27 protein-coding genes are annotated in these 26,091 nt (G+C 66.1%); 12 read left to right on the top strand and 15 right to left on the bottom strand.

The window, feature by feature from the left end; genetic code table 11:
• Positions 1 to 28: 28 nt before the first annotated feature.
• From TNMX_RS10155 to groL, 7 genes are all read left to right on the top strand, one after another.
• Positions 29 to 2,326, top strand: a complete 2,298-nt coding sequence (locus tag TNMX_RS10155; protein ID WP_038031778.1) for a GNAT family N-acetyltransferase — start codon at positions 29 to 31, stop codon at positions 2,324 to 2,326.
• Positions 2,304 to 3,077, top strand: a complete 774-nt coding sequence (locus TNMX_RS10150; protein ID WP_015716028.1) for an RNA methyltransferase — start codon at positions 2,304 to 2,306, stop codon at positions 3,075 to 3,077. Before TNMX_RS10155 ends, TNMX_RS10150 begins: the two co-directional genes overlap by 23 nt.
• Complete coding sequence (locus tag TNMX_RS10145) at positions 3,074 to 4,393, top strand: DUF4129 domain-containing protein (protein ID WP_038031776.1); 1,320 nt, start codon at positions 3,074 to 3,076, stop codon at positions 4,391 to 4,393. Before TNMX_RS10150 ends, TNMX_RS10145 begins: the two co-directional genes overlap by 4 nt.
• On the top strand, positions 4,345 to 5,259 hold the full coding sequence (locus TNMX_RS10140) for a MoxR family ATPase (protein ID WP_015716025.1): 915 nt from the start codon (positions 4,345 to 4,347) through the stop codon (positions 5,257 to 5,259). Before TNMX_RS10145 ends, TNMX_RS10140 begins: the two co-directional genes overlap by 49 nt.
• An 11-nt stretch (positions 5,260 to 5,270) precedes the next feature.
• Entirely contained in the window at positions 5,271 to 6,347 is a 1,077-nt protein-coding gene (locus TNMX_RS10135) for a DUF58 domain-containing protein (protein WP_015716024.1), read from the top strand.
• A gap of 97 nt (positions 6,348 to 6,444) precedes the next feature.
• A complete protein-coding gene (groES, locus tag TNMX_RS10130; RefSeq protein ID WP_015716023.1) occupies positions 6,445 to 6,750 on the top strand; it encodes a co-chaperone GroES in 306 nt (101 codons plus the stop codon).
• 12 nt (positions 6,751 to 6,762) lie between these two features.
• Positions 6,763 to 8,391 (top strand): chaperonin GroEL, encoded by a 1,629-nt coding sequence (gene groL, locus TNMX_RS10125; RefSeq protein WP_038031775.1) that lies wholly within the window; start codon positions 6,763 to 6,765, stop codon positions 8,389 to 8,391.
• A gap of 81 nt (positions 8,392 to 8,472) precedes the next feature.
• On the opposite strand, the gene dnaE is transcribed toward groL, so the two are convergent.
• Positions 8,473 to 12,138 carry a DNA polymerase III subunit alpha gene (gene dnaE, locus TNMX_RS10120; protein WP_038031773.1) on the bottom strand — a complete coding sequence of 1,222 codons (3,666 nt, stop codon included), beginning with the start codon at positions 12,136 to 12,138 and terminating at the stop codon, positions 8,473 to 8,475.
• 64 nt (positions 12,139 to 12,202) lie between these two features.
• On the opposite strand from dnaE, the gene TNMX_RS10115 reads away from it, so the two are divergent.
• The 3 genes from TNMX_RS10115 to TNMX_RS10105 are packed head-to-tail and all read left to right on the top strand — an operon-like array spanning position 12,203 to position 13,491.
• Positions 12,203 to 12,508 (top strand): type II toxin-antitoxin system Phd/YefM family antitoxin, encoded by a 306-nt coding sequence (locus tag TNMX_RS10115; protein WP_015716019.1) that lies wholly within the window; start codon positions 12,203 to 12,205, stop codon positions 12,506 to 12,508.
• Positions 12,390 to 12,950: a type II toxin-antitoxin system VapC family toxin gene (locus TNMX_RS10110; RefSeq protein WP_321162866.1), complete on the top strand. Its 561-nt coding sequence runs from the start codon at positions 12,390 to 12,392 to the stop codon at positions 12,948 to 12,950. Before TNMX_RS10115 ends, TNMX_RS10110 begins: the two co-directional genes overlap by 119 nt.
• Positions 12,931 to 13,491, top strand: coding sequence for a 5-formyltetrahydrofolate cyclo-ligase (locus TNMX_RS10105; RefSeq protein ID WP_015716017.1), 561 nt, complete (start codon positions 12,931 to 12,933; stop codon positions 13,489 to 13,491). Before TNMX_RS10110 ends, TNMX_RS10105 begins: the two co-directional genes overlap by 20 nt.
• Here TNMX_RS10105 and TNMX_RS10100 read toward each other — a convergent pair.
• The 5 genes from TNMX_RS10100 to dnaX all read right to left on the bottom strand — a co-directional run bounded on the left by TNMX_RS10100 (position 13,488) and on the right by dnaX (position 18,999).
• Positions 13,488 to 14,402 (bottom strand): 2-oxoacid:ferredoxin oxidoreductase subunit beta, encoded by a 915-nt coding sequence (locus TNMX_RS10100; RefSeq protein ID WP_015716016.1) that lies wholly within the window; start codon positions 14,400 to 14,402, stop codon positions 13,488 to 13,490. The two genes, TNMX_RS10105 and TNMX_RS10100, sit on opposite strands and share 4 nt — an antisense overlap.
• A gap of 2 nt (positions 14,403 to 14,404) precedes the next feature.
• Positions 14,405 to 16,258 (bottom strand): 2-oxoacid:acceptor oxidoreductase subunit alpha, encoded by a 1,854-nt coding sequence (locus TNMX_RS10095; protein WP_015716015.1) that lies wholly within the window; start codon positions 16,256 to 16,258, stop codon positions 14,405 to 14,407.
• Between the two features lie 75 nt (positions 16,259 to 16,333).
• Positions 16,334 to 16,795, bottom strand: coding sequence for an HD domain-containing protein (locus TNMX_RS10090; protein ID WP_015716014.1), 462 nt, complete (start codon positions 16,793 to 16,795; stop codon positions 16,334 to 16,336).
• A 49-nt stretch (positions 16,796 to 16,844) separates the two neighbouring features.
• Positions 16,845 to 17,126, bottom strand: a complete 282-nt coding sequence (locus TNMX_RS10085; protein WP_015716013.1) for a metal-sensitive transcriptional regulator — start codon at positions 17,124 to 17,126, stop codon at positions 16,845 to 16,847.
• 7 nt (positions 17,127 to 17,133) lie between these two features.
• Positions 17,134 to 18,999: a DNA polymerase III subunit gamma/tau gene (gene dnaX, locus TNMX_RS10080; protein ID WP_038031771.1), complete on the bottom strand. Its 1,866-nt coding sequence runs from the start codon at positions 18,997 to 18,999 to the stop codon at positions 17,134 to 17,136.
• A 17-nt stretch (positions 19,000 to 19,016) separates the two neighbouring features.
• On the opposite strand from dnaX, the gene TNMX_RS10075 reads away from it, so the two are divergent.
• Both TNMX_RS10075 and argB read left to right on the top strand, forming a co-directional pair.
• Positions 19,017 to 19,508, top strand: a complete 492-nt coding sequence (locus TNMX_RS10075) for a hypothetical protein (RefSeq protein WP_148228629.1) — start codon at positions 19,017 to 19,019, stop codon at positions 19,506 to 19,508.
• Positions 19,501 to 20,247 (top strand): acetylglutamate kinase, encoded by a 747-nt coding sequence (gene argB / locus TNMX_RS10070; protein ID WP_015716008.1) that lies wholly within the window; start codon positions 19,501 to 19,503, stop codon positions 20,245 to 20,247. The genes TNMX_RS10075 and argB overlap by 8 nt, the downstream gene beginning before the upstream one ends.
• On the opposite strand, the gene TNMX_RS10065 is transcribed toward argB, so the two are convergent.
• The 9 genes from TNMX_RS10065 to TNMX_RS10025 are packed head-to-tail and all read right to left on the bottom strand — an operon-like array spanning position 20,237 to position 26,079.
• Positions 20,237 to 20,740: a type 1 glutamine amidotransferase domain-containing protein gene (locus tag TNMX_RS10065; RefSeq protein ID WP_019550615.1), complete on the bottom strand. Its 504-nt coding sequence runs from the start codon at positions 20,738 to 20,740 to the stop codon at positions 20,237 to 20,239. The two genes, argB and TNMX_RS10065, sit on opposite strands and share 11 nt — an antisense overlap.
• The gene (locus TNMX_RS10060; RefSeq protein ID WP_038031759.1) at positions 20,703 to 21,173 is read right to left on the bottom strand and encodes a CoA pyrophosphatase; all 471 of its coding nucleotides are present in this window, start codon (positions 21,171 to 21,173) and stop codon (positions 20,703 to 20,705) included. Before TNMX_RS10060 ends, TNMX_RS10065 begins: the two co-directional genes overlap by 38 nt.
• A gap of 29 nt (positions 21,174 to 21,202) precedes the next feature.
• The gene (locus TNMX_RS10055; protein ID WP_019550617.1) at positions 21,203 to 21,799 is read right to left on the bottom strand and encodes a MazG family protein; all 597 of its coding nucleotides are present in this window, start codon (positions 21,797 to 21,799) and stop codon (positions 21,203 to 21,205) included.
• On the bottom strand, positions 21,774 to 22,223 hold the full coding sequence (locus TNMX_RS10050; RefSeq protein WP_038031756.1) for a hypothetical protein: 450 nt from the start codon (positions 22,221 to 22,223) through the stop codon (positions 21,774 to 21,776). Before TNMX_RS10050 ends, TNMX_RS10055 begins: the two co-directional genes overlap by 26 nt.
• Before the next feature lie 8 nt (positions 22,224 to 22,231).
• The gene (locus TNMX_RS10045; protein WP_038031754.1) at positions 22,232 to 22,981 is read right to left on the bottom strand and encodes a hypothetical protein; all 750 of its coding nucleotides are present in this window, start codon (positions 22,979 to 22,981) and stop codon (positions 22,232 to 22,234) included.
• Positions 22,978 to 23,481: a nitrous oxide reductase accessory protein NosL gene (locus tag TNMX_RS10040; RefSeq protein ID WP_015716002.1), complete on the bottom strand. Its 504-nt coding sequence runs from the start codon at positions 23,479 to 23,481 to the stop codon at positions 22,978 to 22,980. Before TNMX_RS10040 ends, TNMX_RS10045 begins: the two co-directional genes overlap by 4 nt.
• A gap of 52 nt (positions 23,482 to 23,533) precedes the next feature.
• Positions 23,534 to 24,229 (bottom strand): nitrous oxide reductase accessory protein NosL, encoded by a 696-nt coding sequence (locus TNMX_RS10035; RefSeq protein WP_015716001.1) that lies wholly within the window; start codon positions 24,227 to 24,229, stop codon positions 23,534 to 23,536.
• A 12-nt stretch (positions 24,230 to 24,241) separates the two neighbouring features.
• Entirely contained in the window at positions 24,242 to 24,913 is a 672-nt protein-coding gene (locus TNMX_RS10030) for an ABC transporter ATP-binding protein (RefSeq protein WP_038031752.1), read from the bottom strand.
• Positions 24,892 to 26,079, bottom strand: a complete 1,188-nt coding sequence (locus TNMX_RS10025; RefSeq protein WP_305807353.1) for a NosD domain-containing protein — start codon at positions 26,077 to 26,079, stop codon at positions 24,892 to 24,894. The genes TNMX_RS10030 and TNMX_RS10025 overlap by 22 nt, the downstream gene beginning before the upstream one ends.
• Between the last annotated feature and the right edge of the window lie 12 nt (positions 26,080 to 26,091).

Here is a 26,091-nt window from a genome sequence, read left to right as displayed (position 1 = left end):
CCATGCTACCCGGATGTAGGCTAAAGGCATGGGCTACGTGCCCCCACCCACGCCCCAGCACGGCCTCGAGGAGGGTCCCATCCTCCTCAAGGACGGGCGCACCGCCTTCCTGAGGCGGGCAGGCCCCAAGGACCTTCCCCTTTTCGTGGAGTTCCTGAGGCGGCTATCCCCGGAGTCCCTGCGCATGCGCTTCTTCTCCCCCATCTCCCCGGAAAAGGCGGCGGAGCTTCTCCTTTCCGCCAAACCGGAAGAGGAAAAGGTGATCCTCATGGTCCTGGCGGGAGACCCCCCCAGGATGGTGGCCACGGGGGAGTACGTGCGCCTGAAGGGGGAGGACACCGCCGAGGTGGCCTTTCTGGTGGACGACGCCTTCCAGGGCAAGGGCCTGGGCACCCTCCTTCTGGAGCGCCTGGCCTTGATCGCCGCCAAGCGGGGGGTAAGGCGGTTTCAGGCCTTCGTCCTGGCGGAGAACCAGAAAATGCTCAACGTCTTCATGGAAAGCGGCTTCCAGGTGCGGGCCCGCAGGGATAGCGGGGAGGTGGAGGTGGAGTTTGAGATCCTCCTGGAGGAGAAGGCGGCGGAGCGGTTTGAGTGGCGGGAAAAGGTTTCCACCCTCGCGAGTCTCCATCCCTTCTTCTTTCCCCGGGGCGTGGCGGTGGTGGGGGCCAGCCGCGACCCGGAAAGCATCGGCTACCGGACCCTGGAAAACCTCATCTTTGGCCGCTTCCAAGGCCCCGTCTACCCGGTGAACGAGGCCATCGGCAAGGAAGGAGGTACCGTGGGGCCCCTTCTCGCCTACCCCAGGGTGGAGAGCATCCCCGGCCCCGTGGACCTGGCGGTGATCGCCGTGCCCAAGGAGCGGGTTTGGGAGGCCCTCGAGGCCTCGGGAAGACGGGGGGTGCGAGCCAGCGTGGTCCTCACCACCGGCTTCCAGGACCAAGAGGCCAAAGAGCTGGCCGACAAGGCCAGGCGCCTGGGGATGCGCCTTCTGGGCCCGGGTTCCTTGGGCCTGGTCCACACCCACCCCGAGGTGCGCCTGGCGGCGGGCCTGGCCCCCCTCCCCAAACCCGGACCCCTGGCCATCTCCAGCCAGTCCGGCACCCTGGGCCGGGCGGTGATGGCCTATGCGGAGGGTATGGGACTGGGCATCTCCTCCTTCGTCTCCTTGGGGGCCAAGGCGGACATCTCCTCCAACGACCTTTTGCAGTTCTGGGAAGAGGACGAGCGAACCCGGGTGATCCTCCTTTACCTGGAGAGCTTCGGCAACCCCCGGCGCTTCTCCCGCCTAGCCCGCAGGATCGGCAAGAAAAAGCCCATCCTGGCGGTGCATCCCTCCCGGGATCCCTTGGTGCGCACCCTCTTCGCCCAGGCCGGGGTGATCCGGGCCAACAGCCTGGAGGAAGCCTTTGACGTGGCCGCCCTTCTGGCCCTGGGGCGCCTTCCGGAAAACAACCGGGTGCGACTCATCTCCAACGCCTCCGGCCCCTCCAACCTGGCCCTCGAGGCCCTAAGGGAAGGAGGGCTTTTCGTGGAGCACGTGGACCTAGGCTCCACCGCCAAGGCGGAGGAGTTCGCCCGCGCCCTGGAAGAAGCCCTGGAAGGCGAGGCGGGAAGCGTGTTTCTCCTCTTCGTACCCATGGGCTTTACCAGCGAGGAGGAGTTCCTGGCTCTTTTAGAGAAGGCAGAAGGGAACAAGGTACTCTTGGCCTGCGTGATGGGCTCCCCTGGGGTGCGGGCCCGGGTTATGGGCCAGGTGGCCCTCTACCGCTTCCCCGAATCCGCGGCCATCGCCTTGAGCCGGGCCTGGGCTTACAAGGCCTGGCGGGAAGAGCCCCTCCACTTCCCCGACTTCCCCGACCTGCGCCTGGAGGAGGCGAGGAAGCTTCTAGAAGGGAAAAGGACCCTGAGTCAGGCGGAGGGGGCCGCCCTCTTGGAGTGCTTCGGCCTGCCCTTGGGGAAGGGGGAAGGGCTTTCCCTCAAGCTCACCGCCAAGCCCCACCCCCTCTTCGGCCCCGTCCTCACCCTGGTCCTGCCCACCCCCCTGGGGGACCAGGTGCTGGGCCAGCGGCTTTCCCCCCTCACCCAGAAGGACGCCCAGGAGCTGGTAAGGCCCCTAAGCCACGGGCAAAGCCCGGATCTTTCGGGTCCTCTCGACCCTGCCCCCTACCAGGAAATCGTCCTCAGGCTTTCCCGGCTTCTGGAGGAACTGCCCCAGGTGGAAGAAGTTTCCCTGGAGCTTTCCGGACCCCGGATCGCCCGCTTTGAAGTGCGCCTCGGGGGAAACCCCGAACCGAGGAACCGCCATGCGCATTCAAAGCCCCGCTAACCCCAAGGTGAAGGCCTTGGCCGCCCTGAAGGAACGAAGGGAGCGGGAAAGGACTGGCCTTTTCCTGGTGGAAGGCCGGCGGGAGGTGGAAAGGACCCTAAGGGCTGGCCTCCAGTTAGAAACCCTCCTCCTCGGCCCCAAGGCCACCCCGGAGGACCAGGCCCTGGCGGGATCGGCCCCCACCCTGGAGCTTTCCCAGGAGGCGATGGAGCGGGTTTCCGTAAGGGAGAACCCGCCTCCCGTCATCGGGGTCTTCCGCCTGCCCCACAAAACCCTAAAGGAGGTCCAGCTCCCGCAAGACCCCCTGGTCCTGGTCCTTCTGGGCCTGGAAAAACCCGGCAACCTGGGGGCTATCCTGCGCTCGGCGGATGGGGCGGGGGTGGATCTGGTTCTGGTGGCGGAAGGGGTGGACCTCTATAGCCCCCAGGTGATCCGGAACTCCACGGGGGTGGTCTTCTCCCTGCCCGTCTACCCCGTGGCCGAGGAGGAAGCCGCCCGCTTCCTGGAGGAAAAAGGGCTTTTTTTGGTGGCCGCCACCCCCAGGGGGGAGAAGGTTTACTGGGAAGAGAACTACCAAAGGGGGGTGGCCTTCCTCCTGGGAACCGAGGACGAAGGCCTTTCCGAGGCCTGGCTGGCCCGGGCGGGGGTGAGGGTGCGCATCCCCATGCGGGGGGTGGCGGATAGCCTCAACGTTTCCGTGAGCGCTGCCCTCCTCCTCTACGAGGCCCTGCGCCAAAGGGGCGGAGGATGAGGTTTCCCCTCACCCCCTTGCTGGCCCTGGGGCTTTTTCTTTCCCTGCCCGTGTGGGCGCTCCCTTCGGCCCTGGGGATCCTCCTCCTCCACCTGGGCAAGCGGTTCTACCCCGGCGCCTTCCTATGGGGAGCCTTCCTTCCCGGTCTCCTCCATGCCTTTACCCTCCCTTTCCCCACCTGGCTCCAGGGATGGGCCCTGACCTCCGGGCTTCTCCTCCTCTACGGCTTTTTCCTGGCCGCCAAGGCCAGGCCCCTTTCCAGCCTCTTCCTCCTCCCCTTGGCCCTTGGGCTTGGGCCATGGGGCCTCTTCCTCCTGGGCCTCCTGCACGGAATCAGCCTTCTGGAGGAGGCCCATGGGCGGGCCCAGGAACGGGGGGAATGGTTTTGGACCCCCCCTTCCACCCTATGGATCCCAGGGATCCTGGGCCTTTTGCTGGCAGGCCTGGCCTTTCTTCCCCTCCATCTTCCCGCCCTTCCCCTACCGGCCCTGGCTCCCCCTAGCCTTCAGGCTTCCCCGGAAGCGAAATCCCAGCCGGGAGAGGAAGCAGCCTACCAGGCCCCCGAGGAAGGGTTTTCCCCCTGGGTGGCCTTCCTCAACCGGGCCTTGGCCCATGCCCAGCCCCTGGCCCTCCTTCTTCTCCTCCTGGCGCTTCTGCCCCTTTTGGACCGGGGGGAGAGGCTTCCCTACCGGGGGCTTCACCTCTTGCCCCTCTTGCTGGCCCTTTTGGCCGGGGGCCTTTTCCTCCTCTACCTGGGTACCCTGGGGGGTGGGGAAAGCGCATGGGGAACCAGCCCCTCAGCCTCCATGCCCACCCCTTCCCAGGAGAGCGGCCCCAAAGAGGCTGTACCGGGACCCAGGCGGTTAGGCGAGGTGGGCATGGCCCTGGCGGGGCTTTCCGCCCTTTTCACCCTGGGGCTTCTCTCCCTCCTGGCCTTCCTGGTTTGGCGCCACCGGGACCGGGAAGAGCAGGAGGCCGCCCAGGGCATACCGGCCAGGAGTTCCAAGCGCTTTCAAGAAACCCTCCCCCAAGACCGGGTGCGGCGGGCCTATCTCCAGACCCTTAAAGCCCTAAAGGCCCTGGGCCTTCCCCGGCTGGCCTCCGAGGGGCCCCTGGAGTACCTGGAGAGGGTTTCCCTCCCCCTTCCCGGGTTGAGAGAACCCTTGGAGGGGCTCACCCGGCTTTACCTGCCCGCGCGCTACGGCGGAAGGACCGGGGAGGAGGAAGCGGAAAGGGCGGAAGCCCTCTTGGGGGATATCCTTAGGCTATGTTCCTCGCCCGCATCCAAAGGGCCCTTTCGGGCCGGGTCCTCCTGAGGGAGGAAACCCTAAGGCTTTCCCTGGCCACCCTCCTTTCCGGGGGGCACCTTCTTCTGGAGGACGTGCCCGGCACGGGGAAGACCACCTTCGCCAAGGCCTTGGCCCGGGTCCTGGGCCTTTCCTTTAGCCGCATCCAGATGACCCCCGACCTCCTGCCCCAGGACCTCACCGGCGTCTACCTCTACCGGGAAGGAAGCCTCCTTTGGCAGAAGGGACCCGTCTTCGCCCAGGTGCTCTTGGTGGACGAGCTCAACCGGGCCACCCCCAGGACCCAGTCCGCCCTCCTCGAGGCCATGGGGGAAGGCCAGGTGACCCTGGAGGGGAAAACCCATCCTTTGCCCGAGCCCTTTTTCGTCCTGGCCACGCAAAACCCCGTGGAGGAGGAGGGCACGTACCCCCTGCCCGTGGCCCAGCGGGACCGGTTCACCGCCCGGCTATCCCTGGGCTACCCCGACGAAAAGGCCCTCCTCCAGGCCCTGAAGGAGAGGGAACCCCTAGAGGGCCTGGAGGCGGTCACCCAAGGGGAGGAGATCCTGGCCCTTCGCCAGGAGGTGCGCCGGGTGCGGGTGGCCGAGGAGGTGCTGGACTACCTCCTGGCCTTGGCGGGCTGGCTCAGGAGCCGGGAGGAGGTGCGGCTTGGCCCCTCCCCCAGGGCTCTTTTGCAGGTGGAGCGCCTGGCCCAGGCCCTGGCCCTCTTGCAGGGACGGACCTTCACCGTGCCCGAGGACATCAAGGAGGCCTTCCGGGCCGCCATCCCCCACCGCCTTCTCCTACGGCTGGAGGCGGAGCTTTCCGGAGCCAGCCCGGAAGGGCTGGTGGCGGAAGCCCTCAAGGCGGTCCCCGCCCCGGTGGAAAGGGCCTAGGGAAGGACGTCATGGAAGGGGTTTTGGGCCTTCTATCCCTCCTTCTCCTCCTCGCCCTTTGGCGGGCACCCCGATTGGCCCGGATCCGGGTGCAAACCCCGGACCTGGCTCCAGGCTTCCCCGGGCAGGTGCGGCTTGGGCAGGTGGCGGTGGAGGTCTGGGCTCCCCTTCCCCTTTTCTTCCGCCTGGAAAACCTCCCCTCGGCCCCCTTGGGCTTGGAACCCCGGGGCCTTTCCGGGATGGCCTGGGGGAAGATCCGGTTGGCCCTGCCTCTTTCCTGCCGCTACCGCCGGCGGGGAGAGCATACCCTCCGCCTTACCCTACGCTTCACCAGCCCCCTGGGCCTGGGGGAGAGGCTTCTCAGCCTGGAGGCGGGGAGGGTCTTGGTCTACCCCGCCTTGCGGCCCCTACCGCCCTTTGAGCCCGCCCCCAGCTTCTTCCTGGAGGGCAAAACCGAGCCCTTCGGCCTTCCCGATCCCCTCGAGGCCAAGGGCCTCCGCCCCTACCAGCCCGGGGATTCCCTGCGCCTTCTGGCCAAGCCGGCAAGCCTCCGCCAGGGCCGCCCCATCGTGCGGGAAGTGGAAAAAAGCCTTCTGGGAAGCCTCTTCCTTCACCTGGACACCCAAAGCCTCCACCCCGCCTACCTGGACCATGGGGCGAGCCTTGCCGCCTGGCTCCTTCTCCTGGCGGAGAAAAGCGGGGTTTCCTATGGCCTTTCCGCAGGAGAGGTCCTGCCTTTGGGACGGGGAAGGGGCCACCTGGTGAGGGCCCTCTCGCTTCTGGCCCGCCTAGAGCCCACCCAAACCCCCGCCCTCCCGCCCAAGGCCCCTCCTGGAAGCACCTTCTTCCTCATCACCCAGGCGGCGGAACAAGCCTTCCTCAAGGCGGCCTTAAAGGGAAGCGCCCAAGCCCGGCAGGGAGTTCTCCTCCTCCTCCCCGAGGGTTACTTCCTTTACCCAGGGGAAAAGGGCCGGCTGGCCTTGGGCAAGACCCCGGGCCTGGAGCGAGCCCTGGCTATGCGGGGCCTCCTCCTGGCCCATGGCCTCGAGCTGAAGGTGGTGAGGGGCCACCAGCCCCTCTCCTTATAAAACCCCCCTCAACCCCCTTGACAGGAACACGCGGGGGCAAAATAATAACCCTTGGTTTGACACTCTCGCCCTTTGAGCGTCAAAGGAGGGAGTGAATATGGCTGCGGAGGTGAAGACGGTGATCAAGCCCCTAGGCGACAGGGTTGTGGTGAAACGGATTGAGGAGGAGCCCAAGACCAAGGGCGGCATCGTGCTCCCCGACACCGCCAAGGAGAAGCCCCAGAAGGGCAAGGTGATCGCGGTGGGCTCGGGCCGCATCCTGGACAACGGGCAGAAGGTGCCCCTCGAGGTCAAGGAGGGGGACATCGTGGTCTTCGCCAAGTACGGCGGCACTGAGATCGAGATCGACGGCGAGGAGTACGTGATCCTCTCCGAGCGCGACCTTTTGGCGGTTCTGCAGTAAGGGAGGTGAGGTATGGCGAAGATCCTGGTGTTTGACGAAGCGGCCCGCCGGGCCTTGGAGCGCGGCGTGAACGCGGTAGCCGACGCGGTGAAGGTAACCCTTGGCCCCCGGGGCCGGAACGTGGTCCTGGAGAAGAAGTTCGGCTCCCCCACCATCACCAAGGACGGGGTGACGGTGGCCAAGGAGATCGAGCTGGAGAACCACCTGGAGAACATCGGGGCCCAGCTCCTCAAGGAGGTGGCCTCCAAGACCAACGACGTGGCCGGCGACGGCACCACCACCGCCACCGTCTTGGCCCAGGCCATCGTGCGGGAGGGCCTCAAGAACGTGGCCGCCGGCGCCAACCCCTTGGCCCTCAAGCGGGGCATTGAGAAGGCGGTGGAGGCGGCGGTGGAGAAGATCCGCTCCCTGGCCATCCCCGTGGAGGACCGCAAGGCCATCGAGGAGGTGGCCACCATCTCCGCCAACGACCCTGACGTGGGCAAGCTGATCGCCGACGCCATGGAGAAGGTGGGGAAGGAGGGGATCATCACCGTCGAGGAGTCCAAGAGCCTGGAGACCGAGCTGAAGTTCGTGGAGGGGTACCAGTTTGATAAGGGGTACATCTCCCCCTACTTCGTCACCAACCCCGAGGCCATGGAGGCGGTCCTCGAGGACGCCTTCATCCTCATCGTGGAGAAGAAGGTCTCCAACGTGCGCGAACTCCTCCCCATCCTGGAGCAGGTGGCCCAGACGGGTAAGCCCCTCCTCCTGATCGCCGAGGACGTGGAGGGCGAGGCCCTGGCCACCCTGGTGGTCAACAAGCTCCGGGGCACCCTGAACGTGGCTGCGGTGAAGGCTCCCGGCTTCGGTGATCGCCGCAAGGAGATGCTCAAGGATATCGCCGCCGTCACCGGTGGTACCGTCATCTCCGAGGAGCTTGGCTTCAAGCTGGAGAACGCCACCCTCTCCATGCTGGGCCGGGCCGAAAGGGTGCGGATCACCAAGGACGAGACCACCATCGTGGGCGGCAAGGGCAAGAAGGAGGACATCGAGGCCCGCATCAACGGCATCAAGAAGGAGCTGGAGACCACGGACAGCGAGTACGCCAAGGAGAAGCTCCAGGAGCGCCTGGCCAAGCTGGCGGGGGGCGTGGCGGTGATCCGGGTGGGGGCTGCCACCGAAACCGAGCTCAAGGAGAAGAAGCACCGCTTTGAGGACGCCCTGAACGCCACCCGGGCCGCGGTGGAGGAGGGCATCGTCCCGGGCGGTGGCGTGGCGCTCCTCAGGGCCATCAGCGCCGTGGACGAGCTCCTTAAGAAGCTGGACGGGGACGAGGCCACCGGGGCCAAGATCGTGCGTCGGGCCCTGGAGGAGCCTGCCCGTCAGATCGCCGAGAACGCTGGCTACGAGGGCTCCGTGGTGGTCCAGAGGATCCTCTCCGAGACCAAGAACCTCCGCCTGGGCTTCAACGCCGCCACCGGGGAGTACGTGGACATGGTGGAGGCAGGCATCGTGGACCCTGCCAAGGTGACCCGCTCCGCCCTGCAGAACGCCGCCTCCATCGGCTCCCTCATCCTCACCACCGAGGCGGTGGTGGCCGAGAAACCCGAGAAGAAGGAGTCCACCCCCGCTCCCACGGGCGGCGACATGGACTTCTAAAGCCACCCCAACCTGGCTTTGCCAGGTTGGGGCCCCGGCAAAGGGGCAAAGGAGGCTGGGCCTACGCCCAGCCTCTTTTCCCTAAAAGGGCACCACTTCCTCCTTGGGCCCTCCTCCACCGTTCCCCTGGAGGAAGGCCTCCCGATCCGGGATCAAGTAGGCGCGGAAGCCCTCGGCCTCGAGGGCCTCGAAAACACCTTCCCCGACCCGGGCTTCCCGTAGGGAGAGGATGGCTTCTCCAAAGGGCCCCTGCACCCTCAGGTAGAGGGGGAGGTTCCCGGGGTGCTCATCCAGGATGCTCTTCAGAAGGGCAACACCCCCTTCGTCCAAAAGGGCATGGTCTACCTCCACCTCCAGGGCCTTGGGGGCCTCGGCCACCTCCTCGTGGGTCCAGGCGGCCTGGGCCATGACCCTAAGCCCCCCTTCCTCCCGCTCCACCTCCGCCAGGACCAGGAGAGGGGTGTCCTCCTTGAGCTTGGGAGAAACCCCCTCGTAAGCCCGGCCGAAAACCACCACCTCGAGGGCCCCTGTCTCATCGGAGAGGGTAAAACGGGCCATCATGCCCCCGCTTTTGGTGGGCTTGCGCGCCACCTCCTCCACCATGCCCGCGAGGAGCACCCTGGGCCTTGGGGGAAGGCCCCGGATGAAGTCGGAAAGCTCCTCCAGGGTGCAGCTCGCCACCTCCCTCAGGCCCGGGTAGCGCAGCACCGGGTGGCCGGAAACGTAGATGCCCAAGGCCTCCTTCTCGTAGCGGAGCCGGGTGATCTCGTCCAGGGGCAAGGCTTCCGCCAGGGGAGGTTCTTCCACCTCGGCGAACAGGCCCATCATGCCGGATCGCTCCCGCTCCCGGCTTTCCGCCGCCCACCGGAGGAGGGGGTCCAAGGAAGCCAGCAACCGGGCCCTGTCCCCAAAGGCGTCAAAGGCCCCCGCCTTGATAAGGGACTCCAGGGTGCGCTTGTTCACCACCCTCTCGTCCAGGCGCTTGAGGAAGTCCCCGAGGCTCTTAAAGGGACCACGGCGCTCCCTTTCCGCCAGGATGGCCTGGGCTGCCCCTTCCCCCACGTTCTTCACCGCGGAGAGGCCAAAAAGGATCTCCTCCCCCACCACCTTGAAGTCAAAGCCTGAGCGGTTGATGTCGGGGGGAAGGACCTCTATGCCCATGGCCCGGGCGTCGCGGATGTACTCCGCCACCTTGTCGGAATCGTGCCGCTCCACGGTGAGGAGGGCGGCCATAAACTCCACCGGGTAGTGGGCCTTCACGTAGGCGGTCTGGTAGGAAAGGAGGCTGTAGGCGGCTGCGTGGGACTTGTTGAAGCCGTAGTTGGCGAAGGCCTCCAGCATGTCAAAAAGCCGGTTGGCCTCCTCCTCGGGCACGCCCCGCTCCCTGGCCCCCCGCACGAAGCGCTCCCGGTGCTTTTGCATCTCCTCCACCTTCTTCTTGCCCATGGCCCGCCTCAAAAGGTCGGCCTCCCCTAGGGAGTAGCCCGCCACCTGGGAGGCGATCTGCATGATCTGCTCCTGGTAGACGGGGATGCCGTAGGTTTCCTCCAGGATGGGCCTCAGGTACCTCTCCGCATGGGGGAATTCCACGTAGCTCACGGGCTCCTGGCCATGGTGGCGGCGGATGTAGGTGGGGATGTGCTCCATGGGCCCCGGGCGGTAGAGGGAAACCAGGGCGATGATGTCCTCGAGGCGCCTGGGCTTTAGCCCCCGCACCGTGGCGGTCATCCCTCCCGATTCCAGCTGGAAAACCCCCTTGGTCTCCCCCCGCGCCAAGAGGGCGAAGGTCTTGGGGTCGTCCAAGGGCAAGCGATCATAGTCCAGCTCCACCCCCTTGGACTCCTTCACGATCTTCTTGGCCTCGTCCAGGAAGGTGAGGGTGCGCAAGCCCAGGAAGTCCATCTTCAAAAGCCCCAGGGCCTCCACCGCCCCCATGTCGTACTGGGTCACGGGCCGTCCCTCCTGGTCCCGCATGAGGGGCACCAGGTCCGTGAGGGGCTCGGCGGCGATCACCACCCCGGCGGCGTGCACGGAAGCATGGCGGTTCAGGCCCTCGAGGCGCATGGCCACCTCGATCACCTCCCGCACCCGGGGGTCTTTTTCCATCTCCGCCCTTAACTCCGGCACCAGCTCTATGGCCTCGGCCAGGGGCTTGGGCTTGCCGAACTGCACGGGAATCAGCTTGGCCAGCTCCTCCGCCTTCTTGTGGGGGATGCCGTAGACCCGGGCCACATCCTTGAGGGCTGCCTTGGAGGCCAGGCTACCGAAGGTGCCGATCTGGGCCACCTTCTCCTCCCCGTAGCGCCCGCGCACGTACTGGATCACCCGGTCCCGCTCCCGGTCGGAAAAGTCCGTGTCGATGTCGGGCATGGAAACCCGCTCGGGGTTCAGGAAGCGCTCAAAGAGGAGGCCGAAGCGCAGGGGGTCGATGTTGGTGATGCCCACGGCATAGGCTACCAGGCTCCCGGCGGCGCTTCCCCGGCCTGGTCCCACGGAGATCCCGTTCCGCCTGGCCCAGTTGATGTAGTCCTGGACGATGAGGAAGTAGCCGGGAAAGCCCATCCGCTCGATCACGGAAAGCTCGTAAAGGGCCCGGTGCAAGATGGCCTCCGCCGTCCACTCCCTCACCCCCTCCAACGGGGGTAGCTTGGGCAGAAGGGCTTCCCAAGCCTTCCCTTCCACCTGGGCCAAGGCCTCCGCCAGGGCTTCCCCGTCCCCATGGGGCGGTATCTTCCCCAGAAGGCGGAAGACCTCCCGGTAAAACCCCTCGGTGATGCGGTCCGGATACCGGGAAAGAAGCCCTTTGAAGGTGAGCTCCCTAAGGTACTGGGCCTCGGTCCTTCCCTCGGGAAGGGGAAAGCGAGGGATGCGGTAGACCATCTTGTCCCCGATGGGAAGGTCCACCTCGCACATGCGGGCGATCTCCACCGTGTTGTCAAAGGGTTCGTCGCCCCACTCCTCCTCCGGGAGCATGGCCCGCATCTCCTCTGGGGTCTTCACGTAAAACTCGTCGCAGGGGAAACGCCAGCGCTCGGGGTCATCCAGGGTGCTCTTGGACTGGATGGCGAGAAGCACCTCGTGGGCCCGGGCGTCCTCCTTGCGCACGTAGTGGCCGTCGTTGGTGGCCACCATCCCCAGGCCGTACTTCCGGGCGAACTCCCTCAGGACCTGGTTAACCTTCCTTTGCTCGGGCAGGCCGTGGTTCTGGATCTCTATGAAAAAGCGGTCGCCGAAGATGGAGAGGTACTCGTTCAGCCGGGCCTCCGCCAGGTCCAGGCGGTCCTGCAGGATGAACTGGGGAATCTCCGCCCCCAGGCACCCCGAAAGGGCGATAAGACCCTCGGCATGCTCCCGTAGAATCTCCCGGTCAATGCGGGGTTTTTCGTAAAAACCCTCCAGGTATGCCCGGCTCGCCAGGCGCACCAGGTTCTGGTAGCCCTTGAAGTCCCTGGCAAGAAGGGTGAGGTGGAAGTACCCCCCGTCCAGGCCCTTCCCCCTTTTGCGGTCAAAGCGGCTTTCCGCGGCCACGTAAGCCTCGTAGCCGATGATGGGCTTGATCCCCATGGCGGTGGCCTTCTTGTAGAACTCCACCGCCCCGAAGAGGTTGCCGTGGTCGGTCATGGCCAGGGCAGGGTCCTCGGGGGAAACCGTTTTCACCCACTCAAGAAGGTCAGAAAGCTTCGCCGCCCCGTCCAGGAGGGAGAACTGGGTGTGCTGGTGCAGGTGGGCGAACTTAAGGCGGCCCATAGGGTCCAGTCTAGCAAGGGCCTTGCCTCCCTTAGTTAGGTACTTGGGTATACTGATTAATGCAATGATTGAGGACACCAGCACCCCCATCTCCGCCACCGAGGCCCGGGTTCACTTTGGGGAGGTCCTCCAACGCGTGGCCCAGGGAGAAACCCTGGTGGTGGAACGGGGAGGAAGAGCCGTAGCGGTCATCCTGTCCGTGGAAGAATACGAGCGGCTCCGGAAAGCGCCTAAGCAACAAGAGATCCTCGATGCGCTTTGGAGGCTGGGCCAGGAGATCCGAAGCCACCTACAAGGACCCATCTCTTCCCCAGAGGAAGTCATACGGGCGATGCGGGAGGAACGCACCCTTGAACTGGGCGGTTCTTGACGCAAGCTTCCTCATGCGAGTTCTTCTGGCAGGCATCCTTGGCGACAGAAGGGCCCATGAAGCTTTTCTTGGTTTGGGTAGCAAGGAGGTGGTCGCCCCCACCCTCCTGCCTTACGAGGTGGCCAATGCCCTTCACCGCTACGTTCTGGGCGGGGTCTTGTCAGGGCCCCAAGCGGAAGCCTTTTTGCGAGGAGCCTTGGGCCTGAACATCCGCCTGATGGGGGACAAAGGCCTTCATCTAAGAGCCTTGGCCCTATCCCAAGCCCTGGGTTTAAAAGCTGTGTACGACGCCCATTACCTGGCCCTGGCGGAGAAGCTTCAGGCTGAATTCTGGACAGCGGACGGAAAGCTATCCCGGAAGGTTACGGAAGCGCAAGTTCAAGGCTTGCTGGAAGGCATCACCGTGCGCTATTTAGAACCCCATGACCCTGGGCCAACTTAGGGAAGAAGTCTGGAACACCTTAGCCCGCTACGACCTGGCCCTTCACCCCACGCCTCCCCACGGCCACCACCCCAACTTCCTGGGAGCCAAAAAGGCAGCGGGGCTCCTCCTCCGCACCCCGGAGTTTCAAAGGGCCAGGCTCATCCTGGCGGGCATGGATGCGGTGCTGAAACCCTTGCGGGAAGAGGCCCTGAAGGCAGGAAAGGCCCTGATCCTCCCCCACCCCGACCGGCCGGGGGAGTTCGTGCTCCTTAAGGACCTGGACCCAAGAAAGCTCAAGCGGGTGCGGGAGGCCTACCGCTACGGGGTGAAGGTGGACCTAAAGGGGCAGCCCATAGACCTAGTCCTCATCGGGGCCGTGGCCGTGGATGAAGAAGGGGGCTGGGTGGGGAAGGGCTACGGTTTTCCCCAGGCCTGGCTTGCCGTGGAGGCCCCCTTCGCCACCCTGGCCCACGCCCTCATGGTCTACCCCAAGCTTCCCGTGGAGCCGGAACGCCGGGTGGACCTCATCGCCACCCCGGCGCGGCTCATCCGGCCTTAAAGGGCGAACTCCTTAAGGAGGCCCTCGAGGTCCAGGGGTTCCTGTTGCCCTAAGGCAGGGTAGACCTCAGGGTAGCGGGGCAGATAGGCCTTGAGGCGCTCCTCAAAGGTGGGGACCTCCGCCTTCCAGAAGACCCCTATGGGGATCCGCTCCCCCCACTCCGCCGCTTTTTCCTGGAACTGGGCCATCCTGCGATCCAGCTCCTCCGGGGGAAGCCCTTCGGGAACATGGGGGTCGTATCCCTCATCCTGGAGCTTATAGAGCCTGGGGGCGAACCACTCCTTGGTGTGCAGGTCGTTGTAGGTGGGGCAGGGCTGGAGGACATGCAGAAAAGCCAGGCCCTTATGGCTAAGGCCCTCCTTGATGAGCTCCTTGAGGCCCTTCACGTCGTAGGCGTAGCCCCGGGCGATCCAGGTGTAACCCGAGGCAAAGGCCAGAAGCAGGGGGTTGATGCGCCCCTGGGGGTTGGGCTTGGGAAGGCTTTTGGTCTTCTCCCCTAGGCCCAGGGTGGGCCCCGCCTGCCCCTTGGTGAGGCCGTAGACCTCGTTGTCGTAGAGGATGTAGAGCATGTCCACGTTGCGGCGGCCTGCGGCCACGAAGTGCCCGGCCCCGATCCCAAGGCCATCCCCGTCCCCACCCACCGCCACCACGGTGAGGTGGGGGTTGGCCAGCTTGGCCCCCTGGGCCACGGGGAGGACACGGCCGTGGAGGGTGTGGATCCCGTAGACATTAAGGTAGTGAGGGGTCTTGGCGGAGCAACCGATTCCCGAGAAGACCGCCGTCTGGGAAGGATCCCGCTTCAGCTCGAAAAGGGCCATCTGCAACGCGGAGAGGATGCCATAGTCCCCGCAGCCCGGGCACCAGTCCGGTTGCTTTTCCGCCTTGTAATCGGCAAGTTTGAGTTCCAGCATGGTTAAACTCCTTTCCTGAGCACCAGGCGCTCCGGGGCCCTGCCCGCAAGCACCTGCTCCAAGGCCTGCACCGCCTCATCCAGGGTGATGGGGCGGCCGTTGTACTTCACAATGCGGTGATCCACCCGCCTTAAGGTTTCCTGCTGCACCAGGTCCGCAAGCTGCCCCGAGTAGTTGTGTTCCACCGTGACCAGCTTTTTCCCCTCCAGAAGTGCACCAATCTCCGGGAAGGGCCAGAGGAGCCTGAGGTGCAGGTAGCCCACCCCAGGCAGGCGGTCCAGGGCTTCCAGGAGGGTACCCTTCACCGTGCCCCAACCCAGGACCAGGACTTCGCCATCCCTGTAGAGGGTGTACTGGTCCTCGAGGGGAATCTCCCTGCGGGCGTCTTCCAGCTTGCGCATGCGCTTTTCCATCTGGTATTCCCTGAGGACGATGTCCTCGGTGATGTGGCCCTCGAGGTCGTGCTCGTCCGAGGTCATCCAGTAAAAGCCCCCCGGGGTGCCAAGGGGGATAAAGGGGGAGATGCCGTCCTCCGAGGGAGCGTAGCGCTCATAGGGGCCAAACCCCTCCTTTCTGGGGGTGAGGCGTTTTTCCCCATCCAGGGAAAGCACCCTCAAGGCCTCCTTGGGAAGGCTCTGCGCCATGGAGGCCAGGAACTTGTCCAAAAGGTGCACCACCACCGTCTGGTAGCGCCAGGCCCAGGCCAGGGCCTTCTGGGCATCCAGGAAAGCATCCTCTATATCCCCAGAGGCCAGGACGATCCTGGGGTACTCCCCGTGCCCGCCCCGGATGGCGAACATCAAGTCGCCCTGCTCGGTGCGGGTGGGAAGGCCGGTGCTCGGGCCACCCCGCTGGTAGAGGGTCACCACCAAGGGGGCCTCGATCATGCCGGCAAAGCCCATGCCCTCGGCCATGAGGCTGAAGCCTGGCCCGCTGGTGGCGGTGGCGGCCCTGGCCCCGGTGAGGGCCGCTCCCACCGCCATGGTCACCGCGGCGATCTCGTCTTCCGTCTGGACCACGGCCACGTCGGCTCCGGTAAAGGCCGTGTGGGCCTCGAGGTAGGTGGACTCGTCCGTGGCCGGGCTTATGGGGTAGTAGGTCTGGAAGCGAAGCCCGCCAGCCAGCTTGCCCAAGGCCGCCGCCTGGGCCCCGGTGAGGTAGACTCGGCCCGGCTCGTACCCGTTTAGGTGAAGCTGGAAGGAAAGCCTGGGCACCTCCTCCCGGTACACCGCCTCGGCCACCTTCTGGTTTAGCTCCAACACCTTGCCCCTAAACTGCAGGGCCAGGGCCTCCAGCAAGGGTTCCAGGGGGAAGCCCAGGAAGTGGAGGCTCGCCGCCACGGCGATGGTGTTCAGGGTGCGCCGGGCTTGAAGGGAAGGGACACCCAGCTCCGCCCCGATCCGGTCCGCCACCTCCTCAAAGGGGTAGGGCAGGGGCTGGACCCCCGACTCCACGTAGGCGGCAAGGAGATCCTTCAGGGTGGGGTCCAGCTTGCCGAAGCGTTCCGAAAGGGCCTCCGCCACCCGGTGGTCCAGCATGGGAAGCTTGTGCACCGTGAGCTCCAAGACCCGGGGATCGTAAAGGATCACCCCTCCAGACCGAATCTCGTCCAGGTGCCGGGCCAGGGTCTCCCCGTCCAGGGCCACCAGCATGTCCACCTTTCCTCGGAAGGCCGCCACGGGTTTTCGCGAGAGGCGCACATCCAAGTAGGAGTGCCGCCCCATGATGTTGGAGTGGTACTCCCGCTTGGTGGCCACCCACCAGCCCCCCTTGGCCACCGCCCGGGCGAAAAGGGTGGCCGCCGTCTCTATCCCGCCCCCTTGGGGGCCGCCCACGCGCCAGGTGAAGTCTTCCATAAGCCCTCCTTTGCTCTTTGATACCCTACTCCTTAAGGGTCCGGCTTGGCTAGGGGCATTTGCCCAAAGGGGGGTTCATTCCTCCTGGTCCGCCTGGTGAAGCCGCTTTCCCCAGAGGCTTTGCGGGCGGTGGTGCTCCAGGACCAAAGCCCGCACCTCGGGGTCCTGAATGCGCTCCGCAGCGTACAGGGGGTGGTGGCGGCGCACCTGGAAGGCCCCCAAGATCCCCCTCCGCAAGGGATAAGGGGGTACGGGGAGGGCGTAAAGCCCGGTGAGAATGCGCTCCAGGGGACGGTAGGGCCTCAGGGCCTTTCCCGCATCGTGAAGAAGGGCAGCCCGGATGGCGAAGGCAGGGGCCTCAGGGTAGTGCCTCAGGAGCCGGCGGGCCACCCGCACCGCATGGGCCCGGTCCCTGGGGTCCATGGAAAGGTAAAGGGTGCGCTCCTCCCCCTGCAGAAAGGCCAGGGCGAAGGCATCGTCCGGCTCCTCCCCTCGAGGAAAAAAAGCCTGAAAGAGGCGCCTAAGCCTCTTCGGCACCTTCCCAAACCCTCGTCCTAAGCCCGGGCTCCTGCGACCCAGCAAGGGGCTAGATGAACTTCTTCAGCATGGTGGCGATCTCCTCGGGCTTTTTGGGGTCCACCTTGCCCTCGGAAACCTCGGCGGCGCAGATGTTGAGGAACTCCTCCAGGATCAAGGTGGCCGCCGCCTCCATGGCCTTTTTGGTGGCGGTCATCTGGGTGAGCACCTCGTCGCAGGGACGCCCCTCCGCCACCATCTTCTGCAAACCCCTCACCTGGCCTTCGATACGCCGTAGCCGCTTAAGGATGTTTTCTACGGTCTCTTGCCCCAGCTCGGTGGTCTTGGTCATGGGGGCATTATATACCAGTACCCCCTATGTCGTCTTCACTCAGCGGTTCCTCGGCCTCGGGAAGCCTGGGCCTGCGCACCCATAGAAGCCGCGCCCCCAAGAGCCGGGTGATCTCCGCCAGGCGCCGGCTGGGATCCTCAGGAGGCCTGATGGGGTCCTCCGTTGGGGCGTCTTGGCCAAAGGGGTCCACCTCCCCTCGCCAAGGAGCCTCTGCGGAAGGTGGCCTTTCGGCTGGCTCGGGCAAGGAATCCCACGGCTCCTCCTCCCCTTCAGGAAAACCCCTGACCTCCTGGACACTCCCTTCGGGCAGGGCCGGGGGAGCGGGCTCGGAGGCCTTGGGCTCTTCCGAACGCCCACGTTTTTCCCCAGGCAAAGGAAGGTTCCGGGAAGGGGGCCTAGGGTCTAGGCTTTTTTTTTCCAGGAGAAAGGCCACCTCCTCCACCCCGAAGTGGGCCCGCACCAGGGGGAGAAGGATGGCCCTTTGCTCCTCAGCCCGCTTGTGGTGAAAGGCCTTGCTCTCGGGGAAGCGAAGCACCAAGCGCCCTTCTTCCAGGTCCGGCCGGGCCTCCCTGAGGAAGGCCCTCAGGGTGGGCTTCAGGGCCTCGAGGAACGCCCGCCACCTCCCGGCCAGGTCCCTTGGCACCTCCCCGGAAAGGCCTGCTTCCCTGGCACCTGGCGGCACCAGGGGCTTGGTGGGATGGAACTCGGGCAGGTCTTCCCGGGAAGCCCCTTGCCTACGCACATGGGCTGGCTCTTCAGGCAAAGCCGCCTCGGCCCGCACCCCTTCCCCGGAGGAAGGGCCGGCCGTGGGCTGAACCTCCCCCTTGCCCGGCTGGAACAAGGAGGCCGCCGGGAAAACCCTGGCCGCCTGCAACAGGGCTGCCTCCAGGGCCAGGAGGTCCGAGCGCTTGGCAAGGCGCTCCATGGCCTCGTCCAAGGCGGTGAGGGCTCCCAGTAAAGCTTCGGGAGGAGCCTCGAGGCCCTCCCCCGGCAGGCCGTGGGCGGCGTAGAGGGCTTCCCGGAGCACCTCCATGAGCCCTCCCGCCAGGCTCCTTGGGGCGAAGCCCTTGGCATAAAGCCCCCTGGCCTCCGAGAGCACTTCCTTGAGGTCCCCCCGGGCTAGGCCCCGGGCCAGGCGGGAAAGAGCTTCTCTTGGCGGAAGGCCCAGGGCCTCCTCCACCTGCTTTCGGGTCAAGGGACCCTCCAGGAGAAGCAGGCGGTCCAAAAGGCTTTCCGCATCCCTAAGCGCCCCGTCCGAAATCCTTGCCACCAGGAGAAGGGCATCTTCCTCCGCCTCCCTCCCCATCTCCTTGAGGATGCGCTGGAGCTTAAAGGCGATCTCCTCCTCCGTGAGGCGGCGGAAGCGGTAGTGCTGGGTGCGGGAAAGGATGGTGGGGGGCATCCTCTCGGGCTCGGTGGTGGCGAAGATGAAGAGCACGTGGGGCGGGGGCTCCTCCAGGGTCTTGAGGAGGGCGTTGAAGGCGCTTTTGGAGAGCATGTGGGCCTCGTCCAGGATAAAGACCTTCCTGGGGGCGGAAAGGGGGGCGAGGAGGATCCTCTCCCTAAGCTCCCGCACGTCCTCCACCGAGTTGTTGCTGGCGGCATCGATCTCCACCACATCGGGGTGGGCTCCCTTTTGCACCGCCTGGCAGTGGGCGCAAACCCCGCAAGGGCGCTCCGCCCCCTGGCACCCCACGGCCATGGCCAGAAGCCGGGCAGTGGTGGTCTTCCCCACCCCCCGCGGACCGGAAAAGAGGTAGGCCTGGGCGAGGCGTCCTTCCCGGATGGCCCGCACCAGGGGCTCCTTCACGTGCTCCTGGCCCACCAGCTCCTCAAAGGTGAGGGGGCGGACCCGGCGGTAAAGGGCGCTCACAAGGGCTAGTATAGGGCTTGGTGCGGAGCTTTCTCTCCCTCCACGTGGAGGCCCCCCTGGAAAGGGTGCTGGCCTGGGCTCAGGGCAAGACCCTGGGGGCCGGGATCTACCTGGTTCCGGATCCTCCCTGGGTGAGCCTCTACCATGAGACCCTCGAGGCCCAGGAGGACCCCGAGGCCATACGGGCCTTCCTGGAGGAGCTTTCCCAACTGGGGAAGGCCCTGGCCTTCCTGGTCCTGGCCGAGGAGGAGCTTCTTTTTCTTCTGGCCGAGGGGGGAAAAGTCCAGGCGGAGCTGGCCCAGGGAACGGAGCTAGGGGAAAGGCTTATGGCCCCTTCGGAGCTGAAACCCCTGCTCGAGAAGGCCAGCCGCATGCCCCCCGTAAACGCAGTCCAGGCCCTGGCGGCCCATTTCGGCCTCCACCCCGACCACGCCGCCTTGGGCTTTTTGGACCTCCTGGAGGCCGAGGAGGAAGGGGACCTGCCCGAGGAGGTGATCTACCTTGAGTGAACCCTTGCTGGTGAAGGTGGGGGGAAGCCTAAGGGGTGCCGAAACCCTGCTGGACGAGCTCGCCAGCTACCCCGGCCCCCTGGTTCTGGTGCACGGGGGCGGGCCGGAGATCGGGGCCTGGCTTACCCGCCTGGGTCTGGAAAGCCGCTTTGAGGGAGGCCTGCGGGTAACGCCTCCTGAGCACATGGAGGTGGTGGAGATGAGCCTGTGCCTCACGGGGAAGCGCCTGGCGGAGGGGCTTTCCCGAAGAGGGCGAAGGACCCTTTCCCTTTCCGGTCGGGATGCCCTGTGCCTAAGGGGAAAGGTCCTCCCCCACCTGGGCCGGGTGGGGGAAGTGGTGGGGGTGGAAGTGGGCTTGCTCCTGGACCTCCTGGAAAAGGGCTACACGCCCCTTCTCGCCCCCATCGCCCTGGACGAGGAAGGCCCCTTGAACGTGAACGCCGACACCGCCGCCGGGGCGGTGGCCGGGGCCTTGGGGTGGCCCGCCCTCTTCCTCACGGATGTGCCCGGGGTCTTAAGGAACCCCAAGGATCCCACCACCCGCTTCCCCCACCTCACGCCGAAGGAAGTGGACGACCTGAAGGCCCAGGGGATCCTCCAGGGGGGCATGATCCCCAAGGTGGAAGCTGCCTTAAACGCCCTTAGGGCAGGTGCCCCCTGGGCCGCCATCGCCCAGGGGGAAAGGGGCGTAGTGGCCGGGGTCTTGCAAGGGGAAAGGGGAACCCGGTTCACCCTTTAGCCAGAAGCTCCAAAAAGGCCAGGACGAACCCGGGCAGGTCCTTGGGCCCCTGGGCGGTCACCAGGTTTCCATCCACCACCACCCCAGTTTCCTGGTAAAGCCCTCCGGCGTTCTCCAGGTCGTCCCGGATGGAGGAAAACCCCGTGACCCGCCTACCCCGCACCAGCCCGGCGCTGATGAGAACCCAGCCCGCATGGCAGATGGCCCCGAGGGGCCCTCCCCCCTCCGCCACCCGGCGCACCAGGGCCAGCACCTCAGGGCTTCTTCTCAGGTAATCGGGGGCGAAGCCTCCGGGGATGAGGAGGCCCGCCAGCTCCGGTGCCTCCCGGGCGCTTACCTCCGCCTTCCAGGAAAAACCGGATTTGGCCCTGTACTCCCGGGCCTCAGGACCGATGACCACCGGGGTATACCCGGCCTCCTGCACCCGGTAATAGGGGTACAGGAACTCCCGCTCGTCAAAAAGGTCCGCCAGAAGAATCCCCACTCGCTTCACGCCACACCTCCAGGAACTCCTTAAGGATATTCCCCGTCACCCCCCAGATGTCCACCCCCCGCCAGGGAAAATGCCAGACGGTGCGGCCATGGCGCACCTCGCTCCAGGGGTTTACCTGGAGAAGCTCCTTCAACGGGGCCAGGAAGACCTGGGCCACCTCGAGGGGATTGGGCCTTAGGGGAGGAAGGTCCTCCCGGAAGACCACCACCGGCTGGACCAGGAAACCCTGGGGGGAAAGCACCGGGGCAAGGTACCCCAGGGGCTCCACCCCCAAAAGGCCCACCTCCTCCGCGGCCTCCCGCAGGGCTGCCTCCACGGGGGTTTCCCCTGGCTCCACCACTCCTCCCGGGAAGCTGATCTGCCCGGCGTGGGTGGGGAGGTGGGGGCTCCTTAGGGTGAAAAGGAGGCTTTCCCCAAGAAGGGGCACGGCCACCGCCGCCAGGCGGAAGCCCTCGGGAAGGGCTAGCCCTCCTGGCAGGCTCTCTGGAAGCGCCTTCTTAAGGCGGTCTCGGGGTCCAAGCCCCTCTTGGCGAAAAGCCCCACCAGGTTCCAAAGTGCCTCCTCGAGGTCCCCTTTCTCCAGGGCCGCCCTCAGGCCCTCCGCGCTTCCCGGATCCACGCCCTTTCGCTGGAGCTCATAAGCCCGAAGCAGGGTGGGAAGGTGCTTGGGTAGCCCACAGGGCTCCTCCTTTTTCCCCTCCTCCGCCTTCAGCTCCTCCCAGCGGGCCTTCACCTCCTCCGGGGTCTTGGCCGTGCCCTCCCCGAACACATGGGGGTGGCGGCGGATGAGCTTTTCCACGATGCTTCTTTCCACGTCCTCGTAGGAGAACCGCCCCTCCTCCTCGGCGATGACGCTGTGAAAGGCCACCTGCAAAAGCACATCCCCAAGCTCCTCCGCCATCTCCTGGGAATCCCCCTTCAACAGGGCATCCGCCGCCTCGCTGGCCTCCTCCAAAAGGTACGGGATGAGGCTTTCGTGGGTCTGGGCCCGGTCCCAGGGGCAGCCCCCAGGGCCCCTGAGGCGGCGCATCACCTCAAGAAGCCGCTCCATGCCCCCCATTCTCCCTCAGGAGGAAGCCCCCTGCCAGGGAAAGGCCCACCAAGAGCAGGGAAAGGGGGTCCACCGGGGCCCGCTCCAGCACCCACCCCCCGGGCCCCGGGGCGGGTAGACCCGTGGTGCGGGTGAGGAGGAAAAGCCCCCCCATCACCCCCACCAGGTACCGCCCCAGGCGCCGCCAGCCCGGGCCTACGGGCACCTCTAGAAGGGGCAGGAGGAGCAAGGAGAGGCCGTAGCCCAGCTCGAGGGCCAACAGGACCATGAAGAGAAGGGCGTACCAGAACCCCGGGGTCTGGAAGGCCAGGGCGGGGTTTTGCACCAGGAAAAGCTCCCCGCACAGCCCCCCGCCCAAGGGGGTCTTCCCGAAGCCCAGAAGCTGGAGGAAAAAGGGAAGGATGAACAAAAAGGCCGCCAGACGGAGTCGCATGCCCTATGCTACCGGTCCCGACGGGCAAAGACCAGGGCGCCCAGCAGGGCCAGGGCAAGCCCCGAGAAGGCCAGGTAAAGGAAGCCCAGCCAAGGCCCCACCTCCCCAAGCCGCTCCGCCACCAGGTACCCTATGGGCCCGGTGAGCACCGGGGCTTTAAGGCCAGCAAGAAGCCCCACCCGGTGGACCTCCTGGGGGTTGAGGAGGAGGGCCAGGGTGAGGAGGCCCTCCAGGGGATAGTCCTTAAGGCGCACCGCCAGGGCCACCACCAGGGGTCCATAAAGGATGTTCAAGAGGCCGAAAAGGCCAAACCCCAGGCCCAGGGCCCGCTTTTCCTCCAGGGTCAAGGCGGAAAGCAGGGCAGCAAGGCCCACCCAGAAGGCCAGGAGGCCAAGGCCGGAAAGCAAAAGCCATAAGGCGGCCTTTCCGGAAAGCCCCAAGAACCCCGCCCCCAGGAGAAGGCCGGGCATGAGGGGAAGCCCTAGCCCCAGGAAGATCCCCAGGATCCCCTGGCCGAAGCCCCGGAAGGCCCCCACGGGAAGCCCGAGGAGGAAGGCCCACTCCTCCCTCGAGGCCAAAAGGGGCACCGCCAGGGCCAGGACCAAGGGGGGAAGGAGAAGGAGAAGCCCCGAGTAAAGCCCCACCAGCCCCACCCCCTCTCCCCGGCCCAGGAAGCCCAGGGCCAGAAGGAAGGGAAGGAGGAACAGGCCGAAGGTCCAGGGGTTGCGGGTGATCTCCCTGAAGAAAAGGGGGCTCATGGAGCCTTGGGAGGGGAAAGGATGTCGGCGGGCACCCAGGGGCGCTTCTCCCCTTCCTTAAGCGCCTGGACCCAGGTGAGGATCCGCCCCCCCGCCCGCTCGGGCCGCTCCTTAAGGTGCCCCTCCAAAGCCTCCCGGCTGGCGAAGGCCAGAAGCCCCGAGCCCATGGGGGTGCGGATCCTGGGATGGTGGTAGAGCACCGCCCCTTCCGCCGGGATCCACCGGGGGGCCGTGCGGGTGCTGGCCGCAAAATCCGCCAGGTACACCTCCTTGGCCGTAAGGCTAGGCCCGCCCCAGCCGTTAAGCTGATCCAGAAGGCAAGCCGGGTCATCGTAGGAGAAGGCCTTCCCCTGGGGGTTCACCGCCTGGGCCGCATGCCGGGCGTCCAGGATGGTCATGAAGCAGTAGGGACAGGCCTCCACCCCTACCCTCAGGGCCCGGGGAGCCGCCAGGGCCTGGAGAAGGAAGGGCAGGGAAAGGATCAAGGTCCGCCGGTGCATAGGTCCTCAAGCTAGGGTACACCCTCGAGGAACCCCCCAAGCCCCCACCAGGCTAATGGCCATGGCTCTCCTCGCCCTCTCCACCCAAAAGCCCTGCATGCTGGGCCAGAAGGGCCACCAGGTTCATCTCCGGCAAGGGAGCCAGGTCCCAAAGGGTCTGGAAGCTGTAGAAGCGCTGGCGACCGTGCTGGGCCCGGTTCCTCTCGGCGAACTCCTGGGCTGCCCTGGCGCTGGCGAAGGCCAGGAGCCTGGCGTTCATGACCACCATCATCCTCTCCCCCCAGTAGTAGGTGGCCTGGCGGGCGGGGATGAGGCGCACCGACTCCTGGGGCCTCCCTGGGTCGTAGGCCCCCCGGTCGGTGACGTAGAAGGTGGCCCCCTCCCCATCCTTAAGCCCATGCACCCAGGCGTAGTTCACCATGCAGGCGATGCTCTCAAAGTGCAGGGCCTCCACCGCTTGCTTGGGATCATGGGGGGCAGGCGTAGGCTTGCCAAAGGCGATCTGGCTATAGGTCTGCTCAAAGAAGCCCTTGGGGAAGGTGCGGCCCCGCCACTGCCCTTCCGGGGTCTTGATGGGCATGCCGCAGAAGGCACAGGCCCCCTCGTCCCAGGGAATGGGCCTAGGGGAAACCCGCATCCCCAAAGCAGGAGCCGGGGCCTCCATGCCATGCCCCATGGGCTGGGCAAGGGCCGGCCCCGCCACCACCAGTCCACCCAAAGCCTTCAGCACCTCACGCCGGTTCCTCATACAGCACCTCCATCAGCCATCATACAGCACCTCCATCAGCCAGGAAAGACGCTCCCCCCTTAGGCCCAGAACCCCTCTTGGGGAGCCATCCTCCAGGATGCTTCCCCCCTTCAAGAGCAGAAGCCGGTCCGCCCGCTGGGCTTCCTCCACGTGGTGGAGGGCCACCAGGACCACGCCCTCCTTCTTCCCCTCCACCCAGGCCCAAAACCGCTCCCGCCCCCTGGGGTCCAAGGCGGCGGTGGGCTCATCCAGAAGCCAGATGGGAGGGTCGCCCATGAGGCTTGCCGCCAGGGCCAGGCGCTGGCGCTGCCCCCCGGAAAGCTCTCCCACCCGTTTCCCCAGGAACCCCTCCAGCCCCATGCGCACCAGGGCTTCCTCGAGGGCCTCCCGGCCCAGCCCCTTCACCCGCCTCGCTCCCTCCAGGACCTCGAGGGCCCTGAGATGGGGGAATAGCCTGGGGGTCTGGGGCAGGTAGGCCCTTAGGGGAAGGGCCCTGGGATCCCGGGGGGCATGGGAGAAAAGCGCCGCCTTGCCTCCATCCGGCTTGATCCGCCCCGCCAAAAGGGCCAAAAGGGTGCTCTTCCCCGCCCCGTTGGGGCCCAAAAGCCCCACCACACCCCCGGCCACCTGCAGGGTGACTCCCTTAAGCCTTCCCTTCTTGCTCAGGTTCTCCGCCACCACCACAGAACACCTCCAAGAAGGCCCAGGATGATCCAGTGGCCCCGGAAAGCCACCGCCTTGGGCAAGGAAGCCGCCCGGGCATCGGCCAAGGCCACGAGCCTCAGCCCCGGCACCTGGGCCTCCGCCGCCTCCCAAAGGACAATCCCCGGGGAGAGGGCGAAAAGGGAAAGCTCCGGCTGCCGGGCCAGGAGGAGGGCGAAGCTCCCGGTGGGCAGGTGGGGAACAGGAAGACCAGAAGCCCGGTCGTACAGGTTCCCCACCACCCGGGCCTTGGCCTCAGGATCGTCCACCGCAAGGTCGTAGAGGTTCCCCTGGAAGGCGTTTTTCTCTACCCAAGCCGAGTTTCCTCCCCGCTCCCGGGTGATGCGCAAGGCAGTGCCGTTTTCCCGGAAGCCGTTGCCCCCCACCCTCACCCCCTGGGCGTCCATGAGGACCAGGCCCAGGGTGTTTTCCGCCAAGAGGTTTTCCCGAACCTCCGTGTCCCGCTCGTCCTGGACCAGAAGCCCGTAGCCCACCGGGCTTTTGTGCCCGTAAAGCCGGTTTTCCCGCACCAGGTTCTGCGCCCCATGCATCACCGCATTGCCCACGCCGTTATCCCGGGACAGGTTACCCTCTATGCCCACCTGCCAGGAGAACATCACGTGGAAACCATAGCGGCCGTTCCTCTCCAGAAGATTGCCCCTAATCTCCATCCCCGGGCTGTACTCCACGTAGATCCCATCCATGAAACCCTGGAGATGGCTTCCCTCCACCCGGGCCCTGGGGCTGGAGTAGACCAAAACCCCCGGGGAACCCTCGAGGCCCCGGGCCTTAAGCCCCCGGATGGTGGCCCCCGGGGAATCCTCCACCCGCACCGCAGCGGGGGCTTCCTCCACCCTCACATCCTCCAGCAGGCATCCCTCGCACCCCGATAGGTAAATGGCGGCGTCCGGCTCAAAGAAATCCCCCTCGGGCCCCGCCCCCACCACCCTTAGCCCCCGCACCTTGATCCCCGGGGCGAGGAGGCTCAGGGTGTGCCCCTTGTTCCCTCGCAGGACTGCCCCTTGCCCCTCCACCACCAGGTTCGGGGTGGAAAGCACCAATGGACCCCTTACCTCCCCTTCCAGGCGAAGCACCGGAGCCGCCAGTCCCGGAAGGGCCAGAAAGCCCAGGATAAGAACGGGCCGCATCGCCCCTAGGGT

Source organism: Thermus sp. NMX2.A1 (assembly GCF_000511705.1).
GTDB classification, from domain to species: Bacteria; Deinococcota; Deinococci; order Deinococcales; family Thermaceae; genus Thermus; species Thermus scotoductus.
Note: the sequence above shows the minus strand (reverse complement) of the source record. Positions and strands in the feature narration are given on the sequence as shown.